Below are 21,058 nucleotides of genomic sequence, written 5' to 3'. Positions count from 1 at the left end.
TTTGTTATCCTTTACATTGAATTAATCTTTTGGCACAACGGATAGCGCGTTCTTCCGATACTGTATGTTGCCAGTTATCTTTACTTACTACTCTGAATCTGCGCTCACAGCCATTAAAGGCAAAAATTCCCTCACGGTTAAGTATATTAGTTGCAATATCCCACTCTTTAATTCTCAAAAAGGCTGTTACAGCAAAACCAGAATACGAAGCAATTTTTGAAATGATGCATTCATCAGCTTTTATTAACGCGGCAAAAGGAACTATCTTTTGATGACCACACGAAATCAGAGGGAGTGTGTGAATATCATAATAAGCTATTGAATGACAATCCATGCGGGTATCATCAATAGCTGCCAGCCAGAATCCTGCCTGGTCTTTTATTTTTCTGCTAATATCTGAATCTGAAACACCAGGGTTTAATAAATATCCACCATAACAGATATGGAAGGGGTGAGCAGATTCATCAATATCAGGAAGTTCTTTTACCGGATTTTCTTTCCAGTCCTTCAGAACACCGAATTCAAGAGCATCCAGCAAAAACTTTCGTTCAAATCCATCAAACAATGCATATTGCATGTGTTAATCCTCCAGGTAACTTAAATAGTCAGGTTGTGCCCCGTTCTTTTTATAAAGTTCTTCCCTTTCCTCTATATCTTCATCTGCTTCCTGAACGCTCAGATCGAGGGTTCCTTTCAAAAAGGCACGAGCATTTTTTATTACATCCACTTATGCACTACCAGCAGATAAGCACAATAAAATAGCTATAATAGATTTGGTTACTTTCATTTCTAACCTCAGTGATTGTAACTAATCATCACATTTCGTTGGCGCGAAATGTGATACTTGCAGTACCCTGATACCCGTTGGCGCGGTTATCAGGTTTTAATTAACCTCTGACACGACCAAACTTACTCATGATTTTTGATATAGCAGCAGGATCAGCCGTTGAACACTGATTCAGAAATGCTTTACGGGCATCAAAAGTTTTACTCCAGCGAATGCTTCCTTTTTTCTTTTTCAGAATATTAAAAAAATCCTTTTCAGCACTTCTGCATTCACTCCCTCCACCTTGCCCGACTGCTTTTCCATATAAGCAAAGTACCGAAGCGCAAGGGTCAGATGCATTAGCATTTGTTGATATTAATCCTAACGCCAGCAAGGCTGGTAAAACCACTCTATTTTTTCCAGTCATTTTTCACCTCATTTTGTGCTTTAATGAAAACTATTTTTACCTGTTCAGGTAAAAAACTTTTCTCGTTTCGCCATTCCACGACTGCTGTTGCCCCTTCCATCTTCAACAGATCTCTGATTCGAAACCACAGCCCAGCATCATGTGTTGTCACTACAATCCTGTCCGCATGAGCCAGAGCGTAATAAAACGTCGGCGTTCTGGCCTGTACTCCGGATAAGGAAGTGATCTCATAAACCCATCCTTTACCGCTAACGTCTGACTTTATGACACCGTGAAAATCGGGGACATATGGCAATGAGGGATTGATCACTTCATTTGCCTTTTCAAACTGCACGGGTGTTGGCTCTGGCGGTGATGAACAACCAGCAAGAATGGAAATCAATAAAAACACTAACTTCTTCATCATGTTCTCCTTTATGCCGCTTTATCGAGATCAGGAACATCTTTTACTACCAGATACCCTTTTGCGACGATTTCATTTTCAAATACTTTCTGTGGAGGCATAACCAGCTTTCCTTTCTTCCTGGGGAAAATGTTTGCAAGTTCCGGAGCAACCTTCACAAAGTCACCAAAGAAATACTCATTGAGATAGTAGAATGCCTTTTCACAACGAATCGGGTTTTCTCCCTTCATTGCCAGGATTTCTTCACTAAATTTCAGTGTAAGTAGTTCATTTGTTGTTACCAGTGGACGCTCAATAAGGCTTTCTGATTCAGATCTCGATGTTCCTCCACGACTACGACTTTTGCTTTTCGAACCGATAGTTACTGTTCGTGTCCCCATCGCTTCTGATAACTCCCGCGCATCTTTAACATCAGAAGCGGAATAAACAATTTTGCAGGGTGCACTTGCCAGTAATGTTTTACTGCCTGCATAACTGTAGATTTCCTCAAGCTGAGAGCCGACCTGGTAAACAATCAACAATTTCAGCTTGTAACCAGCAATGAGACCAGATTTACTCTTGATGTAATCTACAGCACCAATTGACGGGAATTCATCCAGTAGAAAAAGGCAGTCATGCTTTATTTCCGGATCATCCGTTGGCATCTTTTCAAGATTCACCTGTATAGCAAGCTGAAAGAAAATATTTGTTATTTTTTCAGCCAACCTGGCATTATCACCAGAAATACAGAAATAAATTGTCATCCGCTTTTTCCGCACCTGCCGCAAATCAAAATCATTTCCATCAGTAGCATTTGCCACATTGGGGTTAGCAAACGGTGATAATCCATTAAGAAAGTTGCTTTTGAGTTGTGCTTTTGTTTTATCCTCCATCTCAATGAATGCCTTAAGGCCAGCGACACCAATATCAGCAAGCGTTTTGTCTTTCCCCCTTAATTCTGAACGAATATCATTCATGAATGAAAGAAGATGTTCGGGTTCTGCACGCTCAAAAAGCTGATTAATTTTAGACATTGAGAAGACAGGCTCAATATCAAGCGTTTTTAGTCCAGCCTTATCATTCTTAATCATAAACCATAAAGCGACAGCATAAGATTTAAAAACACCACCCGCCGTCTTATTAAGATAGCTACCAGCATCCGCACCATCTGTCTTATAGGGGTAAATAATCAACGAAAGATTTTCAAGCTGATTAAAACCTTCACTCGTTCCCATGCTGACATAATACAAAGGGTTAAAGCGGTGCGTTACCGAACTAAAGGGATCAAATTTATAAACCTCATGACCTAAAATCACCTTCCTGATAAGACTGGTGATATTAAAACACTCCCTTTTTGGATCGAGAATAATAACACTCCACCAGTACTTCATAAGATTAGTGATGACTATACCAGCACCTTTACCAGCCCTTGTTCCGGCTCCCATAGCACTGAATGCTGCTCCCACATAGCGTATGATTTTCTTGTCTTTTATACCAACGATAATCCCGTCTTTTTCGTCACCGTCAAGCGTGAAACTGTTAGACTCACGAATATCATTAATTGTTGCAAATCGCGCATCACCGAAAATATTTTCTTTCTTCTCGTTCAGTTTTATCAACGCCGCAACAGGGATGATAAGAGACACGACAAATCCTGCTCCAAGTGCAACAAAGGCTAAAACTCTGATATCCGTAGTCACAACAGATAAAGTAAGGCTGTCTGTAAAAATATCCATCCTGTACGCATCAATGGATCTGAACACAGCCTTCAATGGTTTCAGATTCTTTATCTGGCTGAAGTAAAGCACAAAGAAAATAAATGAACCTGCAAACCATGCCGCAACAAGCATAACAGCGAATATAAAAACAGATTGCGACTTATTAAAAGTTTTCACATTCAGCCCCTTTGTAATAGATGTCGCTCATATGCCTGACAACACCATCCCTGCCTACATGAACAACAATATCAATACTGTCCATAATGATTTTACGAAGAACATCAAAAGGAAGATTCTGACATTCTCTGTTCTGATAACATTTTGTCACCATCTGAATGATGGCATCTTTTGCCGAGGCCGCGTGAATGGACGTCATGCTTCCACTGTGACCAGAACCAGCAACTTTCACAAAATCCCAGGCATCGCCACCTTTAATTTCCGCCAGTAAAATTCTGTCAGGTTTCATCCTCAAACAGGATTTGATTAATTTCGCTGCTGTTATGATAGAGCCGGAATCACTGCCGGATTCCGAAGGGTAAAAAAGATGCACATAATTTTTATGGATAAAAAATTTGATTTCCTCTGCATCTTCAATCGTAATCAGCCGTGTATTCAATGGTATGAAATCGATAAGACTCTTCATATAAGTTGTTTTACCGGAACCCGTTGCTCCGGCAAATACAATGGTTTTCCCTGCTGCTACGGCAAGCTCCATAAAAGCAGCGATATTTCTCGCTCTGAATAAATCAAGAAGCTCATCATCGTATGTCCTGTGTTTTTTTCCTGACTGGACATAATCATAAAAACCGTTCGCCACATATTCTTTATGTGTTATCTGCCGTGTCGATGGTTTACGTATAGTGATTGAAATAGTATTTCTCTCACATGCAGGAGGAAAAACGACCTGTACACGTTCTCCTGATTCCAGTGTTGCTGAAAGTAATGGCTTGGTCTCGCCGATTTCATCTCCCCGAAATGATGCCAGCGTATGAGAAAAACGTTTACAAAAATCAAAGGTCACACTGTCATTATTATGGAATGTCCAGTCACCATTAATTTCCGTCCAGATTTCACCAGGACGGTTGACAGCAATTTCTGTTAGCCCTTCAATATCAAGAAAAGACTGGAATACTTGATTTTTATAAAAATCGAGCGATTTATTGCTAATGCTGACAGGAATAACGCCACTCATACTATTTTACCTTTAACTCATAGATATCAGAAAAATCAATGTCTTCCCCGACCATAATAGTGATTATGTCACCCTGGTTTTTATACATTGTTGGAGGAATATTTATCGAATTCTCAAGTGCGACTTTAGCCATTTCAGCCATTGCCTGTCGTGAGTTTTCGGTATAATCCACATTACGATCTTTACCAGGTGCATTATCCGCCGCCGCCGCCGCTACATCCTGAACCATACTGAGCATAAGAGAACCACCAAAACGCTCCCAGAAGTGAGAATCGATCCATCCATCAATGCCCGCTTCTCCCAGGGGACCAGCTGCTGCTGTATTTACCATATCGATTCGTTTATTATCAGGCGTCCGCAACTGCTCCCACATAACGAACATTCTGCCCTGTCCATGATTCAGCGTTCCGGTCTGGTAACGACCAAAAGCCTTAGTTCCCTGTTCCAGTAATTTTGTGTGGTGATTAGCACTCCATACATCTTCTGTAAAAACACAACTGATACGACCTGCAACATCAGAAACAAAGCGTGTGGTTAAAGCACACGGTATAAGCCTGTTTTCCTCAATATAGAGATCAGGATCGAGATTAATCGCAGTTACTTTCATTCCTGATTTACCAGGCACATTTTCTTTTGATTCTTTCCTTTCTTCCTGTGGCTCTGATGTCTGCGATGTCCTGCTGCTGCCACTCGCGCCAGTCTGACTCCCTCCCTGACCAGCAACAGGTATTGACAAATATTTCCTGAACCCCTCCTGTGGCACTTCTTTATGACCGTCAGAAACAGTATTACCAGAACCAGTAGCGCCTGGATTGATAATTGCTTTGTTCTCAACAGGGTCAAAATTCTGACCAAGACCAGTACGGATTTTACTTACCTGAGAAATGCTGGTATCGCCTGTTGATTCTGATGCTTTCTGCTGGTCATCTGCAAAATAATTTTTATATGTTTTCAGCGCAAAAATACCAATAACTAATACAGCCATCAGACCAAACAGAAAGCCAGAACGCATACGATTATTTTTGTTCCTGATATCACCGATATCATGAACGGGTTTACTTTCCAGCTTTGACTGATTCGCATCATCAACTAAATCATCTGTTTTTTTCATATCAGTCATTATTCACCTCAACACGTTCTACCGCAGGAGAAGATGTATTCCTCTGGTCGGTTAATACTTTTCCGAAAGATTTATTCACAACACCAACAACGCTGTTTCCATAGCGTAAAACAAATTTGTCATTAACGTTGTGGATAACCATAATTTTATACTTGCCTTTTGTTTCCACATTAAAAGCAAGTGTCTGTTCCTGACCATCTCTTACAGCAAATGGAGCTGGGAATACTTTCCCTGAGTTAAAACCTAAAAAGGTAAATATGCCATTATCATAAGCAAAATCAGGGGCGATACGACGACTGTCATATTTTTCATTGACTCGCATGAAATAATTCCAGTTTTTAGGCGCATCGGCTTTTTCAAAACTTTCAGAAATCAGTTTCTTCTGTCTGAGTTTTTCCTGTTTTTCTTTTGCCAGCCTTACTTCTTCTGCATTCTTTTTCGCTATTTCTGATGGATAGCGGAATTGTACAACATAAGCAGGTTGCGCTTGTTTTTCTTCTGACAGAAGGATTAGATCCAGACTGTAAATCCGCTTTGTTGTTCTGACAAAAAGATTCGTATCCCATTCCTTTTCTGTTGGCTGGAAAACCTTTTTCAGTTTTTCGCCTTCATCGCCTTCCTGTTCCTGAACAACGGGACGCGGATTGATGTAAACAACATTATCATCGGTTGTGATTTCCCATCCGGCAGGAAAACCAGCCTTTGCACTGATAACAGCCTCACCTTCATCAAAAACAACTGATGTGAGAAATCCTGTCTTTGACCGGATAACGGTCGTATTCGCACCGTTATAACTCACAGTCTGCATCCTTGCATCAAATCCAGAAGGTAACGGAGTCGCTGCTGAATACACAAGCCCAGGAAGCAATAAACATGTAGCAATAAATAATTTCTTCATCATTCCCCCCTGACTTCCCGATCTGTCTGGTAACTGGTTACAGTAAAACCGAGAGGATTAAGCTCACGACTGGAACTTTTAACCGACTTTTCTGGTTCAAAACGATATGTCACACGAGCCGTCCAGTATGAAACTGAAACCTGTCCGGTCGTGAAGTTTCTCGTCGTTTTTTTAAAGCGCACAGAGGCCAGTTTATCTGGCGCGGTTGCGTCAGAAATAATATTGGAGATGACCTCAACCGCAACGTAAGAACCGTTATTATGATAAATTTTATCAGGAGCCATATCGCTGTTATACAGACGAAGATAATCGTCCTTTACTGTATTCGAGCTATATAGCTGTACAGTCTCATAATCATACTGAAGAGACGGATAATTATAACCTTCACGTAAAGTAATATACGTGTTTACAAAATACCGCCCAAGTGCTTCAGATTGCAGGATCTTTTCCTGTTTAACCTGAGTAATCAGTTCTGTACGGCCTGTTTTTTCGCCAACAGCCACAATAGCAAGCTCTTTTTCTTTTAATGGCACAAGAACACAAATTGCAGCCCCAAGACATAAGGACAGTAATGATGCTGCCACTGCAACACGCCATGCATTTTTCTTAGACCGTTCATTTTCTGCATAGAGTTGTCTTTCGAAGGATTTAGCTGTCTCAATCTTCTTTTCGATTTTTTCACTCATAACTGATTACCTGGCTGTGGTTAATGGGTTCCAGTTCGCCGGAAACATCAGAAGGAAGGTTATTCCTTGTGGTACATCCGGAAATCTGAAACAGGAAAAACAAAAGAATCACACATCGCATAAATTCACCTTATTAAGCGTTCACGAACACCTTTAAGAGATAAAGGCCAAGATGAAGAAAAAGAATCCCACCAATAAGAAGCAAAAAGCGAAGATCCATACCCTTTCTCCATTTCCCCGCAAGCCCTAAACCAAGTCTTATTCCTGCGAAGCAGGTAAACACTCCTAAAAGAAGGATTAGGACAAAATAAAGTATCATGACAAAATAATGAAGCATGTCACAACCAGCTCTGACTGATTCCACCTAAGACCTTAAATAAGGTAATTCCCGTGATTAAAATAACAAGCTGGGTTATTAGCTTTCTCTTCCTGCTCCATCCGGAGGTGATATGTTTATCAACGAACACCAGTATCCAGTTCAGGGACATCACATAAAAAAAACGTTTCATTATTTTCATGCGGCGTTCCTCGCTCGTGCTTTTTCCAGGGATGCAAGTCTTCTCGCCTTCATCCCCAAAGCACCTGTCGGAGCCAGCGCCTGATATCCCTTTTCACCCGCCCATTCAGCGGCTGTTCGCGCACCACGCCCCATCAGATTCCCTGCTTTCCCTGATAAAGAATTCATGCCCGTTCTTCCGGCCATCCCTAAGCCAAAACCTAAACCAGCACGACCGCCAAGCATCAGAGACTTACCAGTAGCCATACCAGCAGCACCCAGCCCCATCATGGCTGCGCCCTGAACAGCACCTTCAACACCTGCACCTGCTAACTGGACAGCAAAACCTTTAGCTATAAGAACCAATAAAGCCCCCAAAAACCCAGCCATAAAGCCCATAGCACCTGTAGATACAAGATTTACATTCCCTGTTTGTGCAGCACGAATAGCATGGGAAAGGATCATCCCTTGAAAATCCATTGCTATCCGAATCACTAAACTGGCAAATAGAACTGTCAGAATACTGGAGAATAACGATTGTAACCAATTATTAAACATGCTCCGAATAAAACCAAACATGAGACAAAAGATAAATATCGGTGCTGTAATAATCAGGAGTTTCATCGTTACATCTGCTGTTAAAAAAACAACCACACTAACAGCCATTAAAATAAGCGAGCCAGTCCATATTAAAAACTGACCAACTACACCTTGATCTTTAACATATGTTGATTTATCTAAAGAGTATATTTCCGCACCAAGATTTTGCGTACTTTTCCATAAGTTATCTAAAGTTTGCCAGACACTCACCCCTCCAGAAAAACCATCTTTCATGCCTTGCAACGCATCAGTAGCCGCAGTTAAATACCCATCCGCATTAGTTATAAACATGATTATGATTGCAAATTTTGATAGATCCCATACTAAATCCTGCAAGGGCGTCTGAGTTTTACTGGCAAGTATTTGATATCCTTTCCATAGTACATATAACGTAACCGATACCGTTGCTAACGACATAATATCATTAGCAAATTGTGTTTGATAACTGGAGCTGATTTTATCTACCGAATCCATAACGGTAGAATTATATTTAACGAAAAACCCCTGAGCCATATATCCACCTTTTAATCAAAAGTTAATGGTTCAGCTTCTTTCTGCTGTTTAATAAAGGCCTCTTGTTCTTGTGTGACCAACATCTCATGATCTGCTTTATTTTTATTATTCCAGACATCATACTGCATTTTTATCGCCTGCATTTTTAACGACTGCGCCTGTAATGCGTTAGCCAAATCCTGGGATTCTTTGATATCCTTTGAAGCCTCAATTCGGCTACTTAAACTCTGAATCTGAGACATTGCACTTGATAACTGCTTATTGATCTCATTTCCCTGTTCAATACTGGCAGCCGTTGACACAATCCGTGCTTTACAGAGATTATCATTACGTTCATAGCCCGTATTACACATATCGAAGGCTCCATACTTGCTGAACAGATTTTTAGCCTGGCTGCTCAATGCACCTTCGGGATTACTGGTAAAATCAGAAATATAACTGTTCCCCTGCTTATAAATATTTGTCAGTTCTGATTGTAGATTACTTAGTTCATTTGTGAATGCCGCAATATTCCTTATACCTGTTGCCGTGGCTAACTGGTCTTTATATGCCTGAATCTGACTCTGATAATGTTGCGCAGTTTCGGACCATTGTTTGAGTCGTTCTGTCCATCTTGCGGCTTCAACAGCCCATTCCGGACTGGCATCAATAGCAACCGGAATTCCTGCGCTACTATAAAATGAAGCCGTCAATAATGATATCAGCATCAATGTTTTTACACGTTTCATAAATTCACCTGTCAGATTGCCCGTTCGAGATATTCAGGAACCCAGTCATCAGGCTCCATTCCTTCATGATAAATACTTTCAAAAATTTCCAGATTATCTGCACTGGCAGACAATATTTTCAGATATCCACCAAGTCCCGATAAATCGAGTGTCGCAAGTGCTGAAAATGATTTACCATCCCCCTTTTTAAGACTGCTTTTTTTAATCAGGAACTGTCTCGACATTGGATCAAGATTTTTAACAATATTAAATTCTTCTGGTGTCAGCTTAAGCCCTTCCACATAATCATTGTAATCGGCATCAGGGTTAGCCAGATAAATACTGGTGCTGCATACTTCAACCACAGCCCGTGAAATCTTATTCTTCAGTATTTCATCCGGAGACTGAGTTGCCGGAATAACCAGCCCGTTCAGCTTACGAATTGTTTTCAGCTTGTTATAGACAAAGTCGCTGAATGCTTCATCCTGTAGCCATTTCCAGAACTCATCCAGGAAGATAACAAGACGCCGACCGTCCAGAAGCTGCGTAATGCGATACAGCAGATAGAAAGTAATTGGTGCACATACCATCGGATCATCAAGAAACTCGGTGCCATCAATGCCAAAATTATTGACATGCTGAATATTGAATGTGTCTTTAGCATTATCAAAAACCCAGCCATGAGCCTGACCATTAGCCCATTGGGACAAACGAAGGATAATCCCGTTCTCCTGCTCATCCCGATCATCTCTCTGCATAAGATGCTCAAGCATTCTGGTAATGCCATATTCCCGCATTTCGCCAGGAGGAAAATCCATCACAGCATCAACACTTTCGCTAATAAGCAATCTTTCTCTTGTCGATAATCTTTCACCATTTCTGGTACACAGAATCTCCATCAGTTGCTTGACAAAAATACGGTTACGTTTTGTTGCCTCCAGAGCAAAAGGATTCCATCCTGTCGGCTCACCGCTTTTTACGGTGTAATATTCCCCACCAAGCATTCGGATACATAATTCAGCCCCTCTGTCCTTATCAAGAAAGACACACGTTAACTTCTTATTTTTTGCAGAATCAGCAAAAGTTTCGGGGTTATTGTATTTCTGTAATGAACAGGCAAGATATGACAGAAACATTGTCTTACCTGAACCCGCCGTTCCTATAACTTTAGTATTAGCAAGATTCTTTTCACCTGTTTCATCTTTAAACAGTACTGAGTTATGTAAATTCAGATAATACGCCTGTTTGCTTGGTGTTTTGAGAATAGCAACCGCTTCTGTCCAGCAGTTTTTATCGCGTTTCCCCTGGTAGAAATTATGGAATGATGCCAGTTCAACAAAATTTACATTCGATACCGGAGATAAACGCGGCCTTAAATGAAAAACCGCCGGAAGTTGGGCAAAATATGCCGCTGGCAATGACATGGTTGACAATGCCGGAATAATGCCCAGGTCAGTAAAGTCTGCCGTAATTTTACTTACAGATTCGTCAAGCTCCCTGATACTGTCCGCCATTACCATTAGCGTGAAATGGTAGTAACCAAAGGATATATCACCGGACACAATATCATTTTTTGCCTTTTCCAGTTCCTGCAATTGAGTAACCGCATCATCTTCTGTACTCTTTAACTGTTTTTCCGCACGTTTAATGGTACTCAATGCTTCTGATTTGCTCATGGATGTATATGAATGCGTAATAATATAGTCAGCATCAGAATACTGGAGCACATCAAAAACACCGGATGCAGTCTCACTACAGAAATCTTTAATTTCAATAGAACGAAAGAATTTATTTCCATCAATGCGGCATATCTGTCCGGTATCATGATTAAAAAATACATCCACTCCACCAAGAACGTTATACACCGGAGAATCAGTGACTCTGATTTTTTGCAACTTCCCTGTCAGAAGATAATTATAGAATGACAGTTGAGAAGAAAATACCTTTCCGTTCTCCTCATACATACCAAGAAGTTTACAGGTAAATTTATCAAGAGCGCCAGAGAATGTATTAATCATTTCATTCATTCTCTTCACATGAATGTTAATATCATCTTTCTTTTCTTTAATACTTTTTTTGCGTTTTTCCAGTTTTTCTACACGCCCATCTGGTCTGTAGATCAGCGTAAAGTAAAGAGTGTTCCCCTTGAATTTATTTTTCTTCATCGAACCATAGTAACAATCTGATATTATATCAGCATATTTATTACCTGATTTTGTGGTAAAGGCATCATAAAAACTCGCCCTGCATGAATGGTTATAAAATGAAACGGGCAGTCCGGAAAATGAACGAACAAGAGTGGCAACCTGTGAGTCAATAGTTTCTAACATCTCCGCAGAGATTGACTCAAAGTTAATCCCCATCAGTTGCCATGTCGCTACATAATCACCGTTCTTTGTTTTGACAATATTTTTATCAACATGGCTTGAATAGGGTATATATTTACCAGTAGTGATTCGCTCATTCAGTTTCATGGCATTAACAAACTCATCAATTTCAACAGCTTCATATTGTCCGGAGAGGAACGCTCGTGCGCCAAAAAAACGATTACACACTGAGTTTCCGAGCATTTTCAGCTTAAGAAAGTAAAGGTTAAAAATGTGGTCGTCCTGTTTAGTGATCATTCTGAGAACAAAAACCGCGACAGGAATAGCCAGCCAGATCAGCTTGCTGATATAAACCCCCGCCAGAAATAACGCCCCTGCAACCACAGTAAGAGGGACGACAGGAACACCCACATACATAGCAGGGCGTGTCATCGCTTTATAAAGTGTAGACATACTATCGTCCCCGCTTTATTAGTTAACCATCATTGATGCAACTTCAGCCGCACTGGCGATAACAATTGCCCCGATGATGATAGGTGAGCATTCACGAATCGTGCTTCCACCAAACAGAACCTTGTAGCCGACCCACAGACAGGCAATAGTCACCGTGACCAGTGAAAGGCCACTAAGCCCTGTTTTAACCTTTTCCAGCAGTGTTTCCGCTTTTGAAAATCCATCCGCAAAGGCCGGTGATGCAACTGTTGCCCCGGCGACTGCCATAACTACCTTATTTTTACGCTGCATTACAGCAGTGACAGATGAACTGATACGATTACATACTGATTTCTTAAATGACATTTTATAAGTCCTGTTAATTAATAACTTTTGTTGGATGTGAGTTATCAACAAAAGCAGATTTCAGAATGGTTTCGGGCCAGATAACTGACGCATTGTGTGAACGATTTTTTCGCTGTTCTCCCCCGTTGCTTCTTGTACCTGGTACAACATATTTTTTTTCGTTCCCTGTATAACCAATTCGCTCAACATAACTTGTATTATTAAATTCTTTTTCTTTTCGCTTACCGTTACTAAAATTTCCTGTATAGTAACAACTAAGCGCATTCTCCAGGCTCCTCCCTCGTTTATAACAATCCACGATAATCTTTTCGAAAACAGACAAGTTTTCACACGAATCAAGGAGTTTTTCTGCGGACGTGGAATAAAAAGAAAAATTACTGCTGGTAATCTGCATCAATCCGACAGAATAACGTCTTTTTCTGTTTTCAATTTCTCTGATAACTGTTAGAGCTTCCTCCTTACTTTTGGGCATATGACTGATAACACTTTTGCCATAGCTACCGCGTTCCCTTTCAGGAATAATTTCAGCCACAGCATAAGGATTGAAGCCACTCTCGACCCGTGCAATATCATTTATCGTATCCGGATGAACTGACGCCGCACACAGCAACAAGGCTGGGAATAAAGACGCCATAGCTAACGCTCCATATATCCATCAATACGCATACTCTGCATTAATAAGTAAATAATTTGCTTCCTCTTACTAAGCAAAGATGTTTTCGTTTTCTCTTCGATAAATGCATTCAACCTGGGATCGAGTTTTATCGTGACATAAACCCCTTTTTCCGATGACTTATCTGATTTCTCCTTCATTTAATCAATCCACTATAAGTGTGTTTTGGATTTGTTTTAGATGCGAACATGATTCGCAAAATAACAATGCTCAACAATACGATCAAATAACATTGACAAAATGGTCATATTATGATTCGTGTGATCATGCAAAAAAAAGCGCCCATATGGGCGCTCTAGTATGATTGAAACATTAGTTAATCGAATGTAGGGACTGGAGCATCCTTCTGAGACTGAATAAACAATGCTTGTTTAACATTCTTACAGTTCTGAGAATCAGAGCCAGACTTCTCACACTCTGCCTGCTTTTGTTTAGCTTCCGTAAGATGCTGCCCCCACCAATCCACACTTTTTACTTCTTCACTACAACCAACAACGAAGAACGGCAAAGCAAAAAGCAGATATTTTTTCATAAATTCCCCCTCTCACTGATCCTGGAAAGACTTGACACGAGAAGGGCATTAGTCCGAATGAGTACCAGTGTTCTGATCCCTGCCAACGAGACACCTCCCAGTTCAGCTCTTACAGAATCGAGATATTTTCTGACAGTTGAAGGCTTTAGTCCTTTGAAATCAGCAATTTCATTCAGGGTATAGCCATAAGCGTACATCAGAATAATGTCTTTTTGTTGCTCACTCAAATGTTCTTCATCACTAAAAATTTGATGAAGTCCAGAAATGCAGATAGCATCATGCTCAGTCATGATAACCTCCCTCGTAGGTTGTTGTGATCAGCAGGTGAGCAAAGTAGCCGCTTTGTTCACCTGCGCCAAAATCAAATTAAAATCCCAGGCCTTTCCAGTTCCTCTCTTGCTGTATTCTTAGTTTTTTATGTTCTTCTGAATCCTTTGTAAACCCGTGTTCAAGAGCAAACCCGATATTGTGACCTTGCTCATGTTTTCTGGATAGCTGCTTTTTAACGTCGCTCTCTTCCGGCTGCCTGGTTTCACGCTCATGAACCTGACGTTCTCTGTTCCGCTCAAGGGCAATATTTTCAATCTGCCAGTTATTGCGATGCGTTTCCCTGTAGCCTGCAACAGTTCCATCATCATTAAACATTGGACTACGTACAAGCGTAGGAGCCAGTTTTTTTACTTTGATAAGCGTTCCTGGCTGGAGCTTTTCAGACTCGAAATGATTTTTCAGGTCTTTACCCCAAATCGTAACCTGTTTTCCACCTTTTAAAGTTTCATAAGTGAGGAAAGGTGTTCGTTTTTCCCCTGCCTTATTCTGATATGAAGTCTCCCCAAAATCCACCACCTTGTAAACATTCCGGAGTCTTTTCGGATTTTCAGCCTGTAATCGCTCAATCTCCCGTTTACGTTCGGGATCTTTTTTCCAGGTAGCGGTAACATCATATCCCATACCTTTCAGTTTTCTATGAAAACCGTTTCTGAACTTCCTGGTTTCAGATTTAGTAAGTCTTAATCTTCTTCCTGTTTCTTCATCACGAAGTTTAATATTAACATGTACATGAGGATGATCTTCTTTATCATCATGGTATACGGCAACGAAAGCATGGTTTGGATAAGTCTCTTTAAGAAATTCTACCGTAGCTTTCAGAGCGTCTTCCCTGCTTACTCCAGCTTCTGGTGGTGGTGAAAAGACCATGTTTTTCACATGATCGATGTTTTCTCCACGATATGTCCTGGAGTAATCATTTCCTTTAGATAAAGTTGAAGTAAACTCCCTATTAAAGTCTTCTCCTTTCCCTGTTTGCTCTGAACCTTTTCCATCATAACAGTAAGCCTCAAGTTCACCATTACGGGTAATGTAATCAATACCATTTTTGATGCCTGCGGCTGTTTTACCTGAGCCAGTGATTTTAAAAGTGACTTCTTTTGTAGGTGTCCAGGTATATGCTTTCTTGTCCGCACCATGTCTGACTTTATGATTAAAAGCCGATTTACTGGCATGTATATGTCTTCCCGATAACTTAGGAGATTTCGGATCACGCCCAGTCCCTTTAGCGCGTTTAATACGGTATTCCTGTTCTACATACACACCCATAAATCACCCAAATCTGTTAACAACACTCTTGGTTAACGTTTCAAGTTTTGAATCAATTTGCTTACACAGTTCAATCACTTCAATAACGTCTTTTCTGAAATCTGGATCGTTAACCGTACAGAATCTTTCACCTTTTATGATAAAATGAATGTTGCGACCAACACGATCTACAGCAGTTGATAGTTTTTTAAGTTCCTTAACTTCATCAGGGTAAAGACAGACTTCACTCTTTAACAAAGACTGACGCACACGAATAGCAATTTCTCTGCTCATGCTCATGCCGTGAAGAGCAGCATTACGTTTAACAAGTTCTATTTCATGAGGGTAAAGACGCACTGATACCAGCTTTGCTGGTTCATTATTAACTGGGATGTTAACAGGCTTGGTTTCAATATTAAGCACGTTATGCTTAGCAAAAGCATTGATACTGGTAAATCCACTTAAAATAGCGTTATGTTCTGCAAATTTTAACTCATCATCACTTAGCCTGAACGCTATCATCTTCATAAGTCACCCCAACAGAGCCTGCGGCAGGCACAGGCAAAAACATCGTTTTTGGACAATCTGATTCAAATGTTAACATTTGACATCGGATTGTCTATCCTGCATTGATTGTACCATATGTGGCACTGTGCCTGGCTATAAAATCGTCGCTGCATATGTCCAGATTTCGTTGCTGAAAGATTCTTTCGTCTTCGACCATCAGGCAAACGTATAGCTGAAAGATTTGTGAAAGAAAAAACAGGCCTGGCAGGGCTGGGAATTGTTACGGCTGAAGCCGTAACGCTTTTTAAGTCCTCGCTGCGCTGCGGGGCTTCCGGCGCAAAGCGCCTCCCATGCCCTTACAGGGCATAAAAACAAGGGCAATTAAGCCCCTGCGCGATGATTGCTGACTTCTTTTTCCAGAGCCTTATTAACAAAGGCATTCAACGATAAATCTTCTTCCATCGCCATTTCTGCTACCCGACGATGCAGTTCTGGATCAAGCCTGACGTTAAACACGCCTTTAAACGGGGTATCAGGTTCCTTTCCATCCTCCACACAAGACTGTAAATACAGATCAACAGATGTTTTAAACTCCTGTTCCAGTTCAGCTAATGTAGAAGCCTCATAAGTTACCAGGTCCCGAATAAACGCCAGTTTTCCATACAGGACATTATTTTCAAAATCGGGTTCAACCGTGCCTAAATATCCTTTATATTTTAAATGTTTCATAATAATCCAGCCTCTTTCAGATTCTGTTTAATTGCTTTCAGCGTACCACCTTTGATATAACTTTCCGGATGTGGACGATGCATTAATATGGTGTGATTGATTTCAGCATTGAAAAACCGCACTCTTGACCCCTGCATTTCCTTTTTGACATATCCCAAAGAGGAAAACAAAACGACCAGTTCATCCCATTCAAACGTTTTTTTACTGTTTAAAAACTTTGCCAGTAGCTTATCTGTTTTCCCCATAAATCCATCCCCTATAGATATGCAACTAATTATAGTTACACATGGCATTTTTGTCAAAAAATACAAAGGGGCAGAAAGCCCCTTTTTTTATTTAAAACATTTCATACCCTTGCAAGTAGTTTAACCACCACCGGAATTGATCCCATTCGCTAAATTTCATTGCCGGAATTCTGGTTTCCCAGCCTTTGACAAGGGAATCAGCAAGCTGTACGATCTGCCGCGTTGACATTTAAAAACCTCATTCAGTTTTGATTGTCGATAACGTGATCAGGTTGGTGGAACAACCTGATCACACCTTGAATAGTCAGTCATTACCCTCCTTCTTTTCTATAGTTACTGTGTATCCGTAAAGAGTCAAAATGCGATAAGCATCCAACGCCTCACGCTCACTTTTAAATGTTCTGACTTCGTGTAATCCTTTACCTTTATCAAGGGATACACAAAACTCATAATCTTCTTCTACTTCTATCTTTTTAATTAATTTATCAAGTTCGGCTAATGTTCGTTTTGGCTCAAAAAGAAATGTGCATTGTACAATGGCGTTTAAATCTTCCCGATCAAGCTCTAACAGAGCATCATTATAAGCAGCTTTAAAACAGCGATTATTACGCAGATCAGATGCAAACTGCATTGCGGCTTGTTTTAACGTTTTCATGAATTTCCCTTGCATTGATGTTAATAGACAATTTCAGAATCAATATTGAAATTTCCAGAAAATGCAGGGATGCCCCTGCATTCATAATGCTTAACAAAGACACTCAATAAAATCTTTAAAACTCAAGCATTCATCGCCATCTTTTAATGAATCAAAATATTTTTCATATTCGTCCCTGTAGAAAAGGACTAAATCAACATCACTCTGCTTAAGTTCGCCAAACTGAGGAACAATTCCGGCTTTATAGTCACGAATTTTATTGTTATCAGTAAATATGACAACATACTGTTGTCCAGTATCCTTATGCATAAGGATAATAGTGCAAAGCGTTACTCGTTCGAATGTGAAAACATGATTAGTGGTTGAAGTAAAAACAGATGAGCATTTCATTTTAAATCTCCTGCCCTGCTGGGCTATTGTGAGAGGGGCCATTCCCCTTTCGATGAAACAATAATACGACCTTTAAGTCGTATTTGCAAGTTTTCTCCCGTTTTTTTACTCGATAAGTGATTGTTATCACGTTTTTTAATCCGCGTAAGCGGATGGAAGGGGCGAACGAAAATACCAGGGCAGCACAGGAGCCACATCGCCCCGAAGCGCGGCGCAGCCGCTGACGAACGTACCAGGGTGCACAGGCCATCCCTTCACCCTGCAAAGCCCAACTGACCAGCAGGCCATGATTATGCTGATTTGCGCCGCAGAATGCCGCAGTTAGCGCGAGCGCAAGCGAGTTTACCCCGCCCTGGTGCATTGCAGCATGGCGGGGCGCTGTACTGCGCGTGTGAGCGTCAGCGAGCTACGAGCGCAACTCCAGGTACTAATATAAAACCATCACAGGTCATTTTATTTTGACTCCCTTTTGCAGAGCACGTATTCAGGATGTTCTCCTGCAAGTAACAAAAGAAACTCAAACTCAACCAGTGACAGACTTTGACTGTTTTGAGTATTAACTTCCTCTTTTTTCTGCCAGGTTCTTAGCCCAACACCATAAATATGACTGCATTCCTTTTGTGTTAATCCTGCTTTTAAACGTAATTTTTTTACATTTTCAGGTGTATTATCGGGTTTCATTTAACATAAACTCCTTAATTAAATTCTTAACTGGCGTCTCATCGTCTTCCCTTAATCCGGCACACGTAAAATCAATATGTTGTAATTCATTCTCATTCAGTACAGCATCATACAATGTAATTTTCGTAGTTTTGTTCCCGATTTTAACATTTGTTCTGGCTTTTATCCTTTTTGTAAGCCTGTAATTGTCACCTTCTTTTTCAAGAAAATAAGTCACATCACCTTTATTTTTTCTCATAACTGTTTCAAATACCCTGTAATTTTAACAAGTTGATCTATACTCAAGCCCCGAATCTGTAAATCATAACTGTCGCCCTGTTCGGTGACTTTACCGTTCAATCCGTTTTCAGCTTTAAAGCCTGTCAATGCCCCATACCAGCTTTCAAGCTGGACAAGTTGCGATAACATACCTTTCAGGATCAGAATTTCGTCCTTTTTTTCCACCTGGTGTTTCTCATACTCAATCGCCTGTAACACCTCCTGCGAAGCATTTACCAGAATTTTTCGCTCGATATCGGCTGCAATATCAACGGGATTCCGTTTTCTGGATAACGTGCAAACATGATGCGGACTACGCCAGGAACGACTATCCACACTCCCCACCACAGAAAAGCGGTCTTTTTCCATCCGAATATGCACAGAGTAATTTTTAAACTGCGGTGACGTCAGTTTTATACGAGACGAACAATCATCAAGTTTGTTCACGCGCCAGCCGTTCCCCAGGATACGGCAGACAACTTCAAAGACAGGGTGATATTGTTCAAAAAAAGAGTTCATCTGTTTCCCTTTTTGCTACGTGGCTGCTGTTCCCGTCTTTTTGGGTTCGATGCCCCAAAAGACGGGCTGGCTATAATATCGGGGGCTTCTCGCCCCCGTTCTGGTTACGCTCTGGTTTCCACGCGTTGCCACCCTGTCGCCCTGCGCTGTCCGGTTGTACCGTATTTTGCGCGGATTTCTTCTATCGTGTGTTCTTCACGATTCCAGTAACTTTTATGTTCGTCTGGACGATAAAACCATTGTTTTTTCTTTGCCGCCCATTTACACCCGATTTCTTTTAAAGTTTCCTTATGTGTAATGGTTTCTCCACTAATCCAGACCCAGTTACCTATCACTTCAAATACCAGACCAGATAAACCAGAAAGAACGTTTAATACTTTTTCCAGGTCATCACCGTAATTATATCGTGCATGTTCATCAGTGCTCTGGAACTGATTTATTTTATCAATATTTGCCATCAATACATCAAAAGCTGCATTTACCGCTTTCATCAGTTCAGCCCCTAACGGGTTACGATCTGGATGATATTTTAAAGCGGCTTTTCTGTATGCTGCTTTGATATCTTTTTCAGTTAATTCGCCGGATAATCCAAAAACGTTTAATGCTTCCTGGATATTCATTTTTTTAATCTCCTGCCCTGCTGGGCTATTGTGAGAGGGGCCATTCCCCTTTCGATGAAACAATAATACGACCTTTAAGTCGTATTTGCAAGTTTTCTCCCGTTTTTTTACTCGATAAGTGATTGTTATCACGTTTTTTAATCCGCGTAAGCGGATGGAAGGGGCGAACGAAAATACCAGGGCAGCACAGGAGCCACATCGCCCCGAAGCGCGGCGCAGCCGCTGACGAACGTACCAGGGTGCACAGGCCATCCCTTCACCCTGCAAAGCCCAACTGACCAGCAGGCCATGATTATGCTGATTTGCGCCGCAGAATGCCGCAGTTAGCGCGAGCGCAAGCGAGTTTACCCCGCCCTGGTGCATTGCAGCATGGCGGGGCGCTGTACTGCGCGTGTGAGCGTTAGCGAACTACGGGCGCAATGCAGGAGAACTAACAGAACCTCCCTAAAACGCTCTGAATCGCATTTTAAGCGATTTTTTTCATTTCGCATGGTTTTCCTCATGGTTGTATCGAACGAAGCGGCAGAGCGCGATTCAGGGCTTCTTAGTGGAAGATCCAAAAAGGATCAAATAACGGATCATATGATCTGAATCTCTCTGGTTTTGAGAAAGGAGATACCGCTCGCCGCAGCCGAACGGCAGGAGCGTAGCGACTGAGTGAGCGAGGAAGCGGAATTTTTGCGATGTGACATTAGGATCAGTACGCACGAATATTATATTTATTTCAATAAGTTAAAGTTAACTAGGGACAAATTTATGGTCTTGAAAATTGAGATACATAAGGCATCAAATATTTTTTTGATGATTTTATGTTATTGAAAGTTATGAGTTTTAATGATTGATGATGTTTGTTTTAGCTTGCGGGTAATAATCATCAGGGGACAGATTTATGGTAAGGAACCATCATCGTTGCTGGTTTTGTTGAGTTATCCACAGTTCCTGAATATTCGCACGCATTAAAAGCCTTATCTTTTCTTGTTTTTCTTAAAAACTTAAAAACTTAGAGTAGCTCTAATTTATTGATTTTAAGCGTGTTTTTTGTCT

Annotated in this window: 25 protein-coding genes and 1 pseudogene; all 26 read right to left on the bottom strand. The window is 40.9% G+C overall.

Annotated elements, in window-relative coordinates; translation table 11 throughout:
- Nucleotides 1-4 precede the first annotated feature (4 nt).
- The 26 genes and pseudogenes from EOS98_RS24480 to EOS98_RS24335 all read right to left on the bottom strand — a co-directional run bounded on the left by EOS98_RS24480 (nt 5) and on the right by EOS98_RS24335 (nt 20,014).
- Complete coding sequence (locus EOS98_RS24480) at nt 5-577, bottom strand: hypothetical protein (protein ID WP_001198960.1); 573 nt, start codon at nt 575-577, stop codon at nt 5-7.
- Between the two features lie 3 nt (nt 578-580).
- Nucleotides 581-727 (bottom strand): annotated as a pseudogene (locus tag EOS98_RS24685) (ATP-binding protein); the annotation flags it as partial.
- Between the two features lie 160 nt (nt 728-887).
- Nucleotides 888-1,193, bottom strand: coding sequence for a TrbM/KikA/MpfK family conjugal transfer protein (locus EOS98_RS24475; protein WP_001350475.1), 306 nt, complete (start codon nt 1,191-1,193; stop codon nt 888-890).
- Complete coding sequence (locus tag EOS98_RS24470; RefSeq protein ID WP_015059903.1) at nt 1,177-1,599, bottom strand: cag pathogenicity island Cag12 family protein; 423 nt, start codon at nt 1,597-1,599, stop codon at nt 1,177-1,179. Before EOS98_RS24470 ends, EOS98_RS24475 begins: the two co-directional genes overlap by 17 nt.
- An 8-nt stretch (nt 1,600-1,607) precedes the next feature.
- The gene (taxB, locus tag EOS98_RS24465) at nt 1,608-3,470 is read right to left on the bottom strand and encodes a relaxosome-coupling protein TaxB (RefSeq protein WP_170324155.1); all 1,863 of its coding nucleotides are present in this window, start codon (nt 3,468-3,470) and stop codon (nt 1,608-1,610) included.
- Nucleotides 3,457-4,485 carry a P-type DNA transfer ATPase VirB11 gene (gene virB11 / locus EOS98_RS24460; RefSeq protein WP_000017226.1) on the bottom strand — a complete coding sequence of 343 codons (1,029 nt, stop codon included), beginning with the start codon at nt 4,483-4,485 and terminating at the stop codon, nt 3,457-3,459. Before virB11 ends, taxB begins: the two co-directional genes overlap by 14 nt.
- Nucleotide 4,486: 1 nt before the next feature.
- Nucleotides 4,487-5,605, bottom strand: coding sequence for a VirB10/TraB/TrbI family type IV secretion system protein (gene virB10 / locus EOS98_RS24455; RefSeq protein WP_000131271.1), 1,119 nt, complete (start codon nt 5,603-5,605; stop codon nt 4,487-4,489).
- Nucleotides 5,598-6,506: a P-type conjugative transfer protein VirB9 gene (virB9, locus tag EOS98_RS24450; protein ID WP_001329500.1), complete on the bottom strand. Its 909-nt coding sequence runs from the start codon at nt 6,504-6,506 to the stop codon at nt 5,598-5,600. The genes virB10 and virB9 overlap by 8 nt, the downstream gene beginning before the upstream one ends.
- A complete protein-coding gene (locus EOS98_RS24445; RefSeq protein ID WP_001290765.1) occupies nt 6,503-7,189 on the bottom strand; it encodes a virB8 family protein in 687 nt (228 codons plus the stop codon). Before EOS98_RS24445 ends, virB9 begins: the two co-directional genes overlap by 4 nt.
- A 514-nt stretch (nt 7,190-7,703) precedes the next feature.
- A complete protein-coding gene (locus tag EOS98_RS24425) occupies nt 7,704-8,798 on the bottom strand; it encodes a type IV secretion system protein (protein WP_000046889.1) in 1,095 nt (364 codons plus the stop codon).
- An 11-nt stretch (nt 8,799-8,809) separates the two neighbouring features.
- On the bottom strand, nt 8,810-9,526 hold the full coding sequence (locus EOS98_RS24420) for a type IV secretion system protein (RefSeq protein ID WP_000832283.1): 717 nt from the start codon (nt 9,524-9,526) through the stop codon (nt 8,810-8,812).
- An 11-nt stretch (nt 9,527-9,537) separates the two neighbouring features.
- Nucleotides 9,538-12,285 carry a VirB4 family type IV secretion/conjugal transfer ATPase gene (locus tag EOS98_RS24415; RefSeq protein WP_000105985.1) on the bottom strand — a complete coding sequence of 916 codons (2,748 nt, stop codon included), beginning with the start codon at nt 12,283-12,285 and terminating at the stop codon, nt 9,538-9,540.
- Between the two features lie 18 nt (nt 12,286-12,303).
- Nucleotides 12,304-12,576 (bottom strand): TrbC/VirB2 family protein, encoded by a 273-nt coding sequence (locus tag EOS98_RS24410; RefSeq protein ID WP_001328551.1) that lies wholly within the window; start codon nt 12,574-12,576, stop codon nt 12,304-12,306.
- 67 nt (nt 12,577-12,643) lie between these two features.
- Nucleotides 12,644-13,264, bottom strand: a complete 621-nt coding sequence (locus tag EOS98_RS24405; RefSeq protein ID WP_000157549.1) for a lytic transglycosylase domain-containing protein — start codon at nt 13,262-13,264, stop codon at nt 12,644-12,646.
- Nucleotides 13,265-13,619: 355 nt separating this feature from the next.
- Nucleotides 13,620-13,835 (bottom strand): EexN family lipoprotein, encoded by a 216-nt coding sequence (locus EOS98_RS24400; RefSeq protein ID WP_000760375.1) that lies wholly within the window; start codon nt 13,833-13,835, stop codon nt 13,620-13,622.
- Nucleotides 13,832-14,125, bottom strand: coding sequence for a helix-turn-helix transcriptional regulator (locus EOS98_RS24395; protein WP_060598542.1), 294 nt, complete (start codon nt 14,123-14,125; stop codon nt 13,832-13,834). Before EOS98_RS24395 ends, EOS98_RS24400 begins: the two co-directional genes overlap by 4 nt.
- A 76-nt stretch (nt 14,126-14,201) precedes the next feature.
- A complete protein-coding gene (taxC, locus tag EOS98_RS24390; protein WP_001329504.1) occupies nt 14,202-15,431 on the bottom strand; it encodes a DNA relaxase/nickase TaxC in 1,230 nt (409 codons plus the stop codon).
- 3 nt (nt 15,432-15,434) lie between these two features.
- Entirely contained in the window at nt 15,435-15,938 is a 504-nt protein-coding gene (taxA, locus tag EOS98_RS24385) for a relaxosome-coupling protein TaxA (RefSeq protein WP_000781813.1), read from the bottom strand.
- A 360-nt stretch (nt 15,939-16,298) separates the two neighbouring features.
- Nucleotides 16,299-16,646 (bottom strand): type II toxin-antitoxin system HicB family antitoxin, encoded by a 348-nt coding sequence (locus EOS98_RS24375; protein WP_000681613.1) that lies wholly within the window; start codon nt 16,644-16,646, stop codon nt 16,299-16,301.
- Entirely contained in the window at nt 16,643-16,891 is a 249-nt protein-coding gene (locus EOS98_RS24370; RefSeq protein ID WP_000520549.1) for a type II toxin-antitoxin system HicA family toxin, read from the bottom strand. Before EOS98_RS24370 ends, EOS98_RS24375 begins: the two co-directional genes overlap by 4 nt.
- A 304-nt stretch (nt 16,892-17,195) precedes the next feature.
- The gene (locus tag EOS98_RS24365) at nt 17,196-17,546 is read right to left on the bottom strand and encodes a hypothetical protein (RefSeq protein ID WP_000854259.1); all 351 of its coding nucleotides are present in this window, start codon (nt 17,544-17,546) and stop codon (nt 17,196-17,198) included.
- Between the two features lie 90 nt (nt 17,547-17,636).
- Nucleotides 17,637-17,936, bottom strand: a complete 300-nt coding sequence (locus EOS98_RS24360) for a hypothetical protein (protein WP_000650309.1) — start codon at nt 17,934-17,936, stop codon at nt 17,637-17,639.
- A gap of 453 nt (nt 17,937-18,389) precedes the next feature.
- A complete protein-coding gene (locus tag EOS98_RS24350) occupies nt 18,390-18,617 on the bottom strand; it encodes a helix-turn-helix domain-containing protein (protein WP_000801440.1) in 228 nt (75 codons plus the stop codon).
- Nucleotides 18,604-18,855 (bottom strand): hypothetical protein, encoded by a 252-nt coding sequence (locus EOS98_RS24345; RefSeq protein ID WP_001230707.1) that lies wholly within the window; start codon nt 18,853-18,855, stop codon nt 18,604-18,606. The genes EOS98_RS24350 and EOS98_RS24345 overlap by 14 nt, the downstream gene beginning before the upstream one ends.
- Complete coding sequence (locus tag EOS98_RS24340) at nt 18,852-19,394, bottom strand: hypothetical protein (RefSeq protein WP_001083906.1); 543 nt, start codon at nt 19,392-19,394, stop codon at nt 18,852-18,854. The genes EOS98_RS24345 and EOS98_RS24340 overlap by 4 nt, the downstream gene beginning before the upstream one ends.
- Nucleotides 19,395-19,498: 104 nt before the next feature.
- Nucleotides 19,499-20,014, bottom strand: coding sequence for a J domain-containing protein (locus EOS98_RS24335; protein ID WP_001025395.1), 516 nt, complete (start codon nt 20,012-20,014; stop codon nt 19,499-19,501).
- Nucleotides 20,015-21,058: the final 1,044 nt, after the last annotated feature.

The sequence above is a fragment of the Salmonella sp. SSDFZ69 genome (genome assembly GCF_004010755.1).
Lineage (GTDB): Bacteria > Pseudomonadota > Gammaproteobacteria > Enterobacterales > Enterobacteriaceae > Salmonella > Salmonella enterica.
This window is presented reverse-complemented; position numbering and strand designations above follow the sequence as displayed.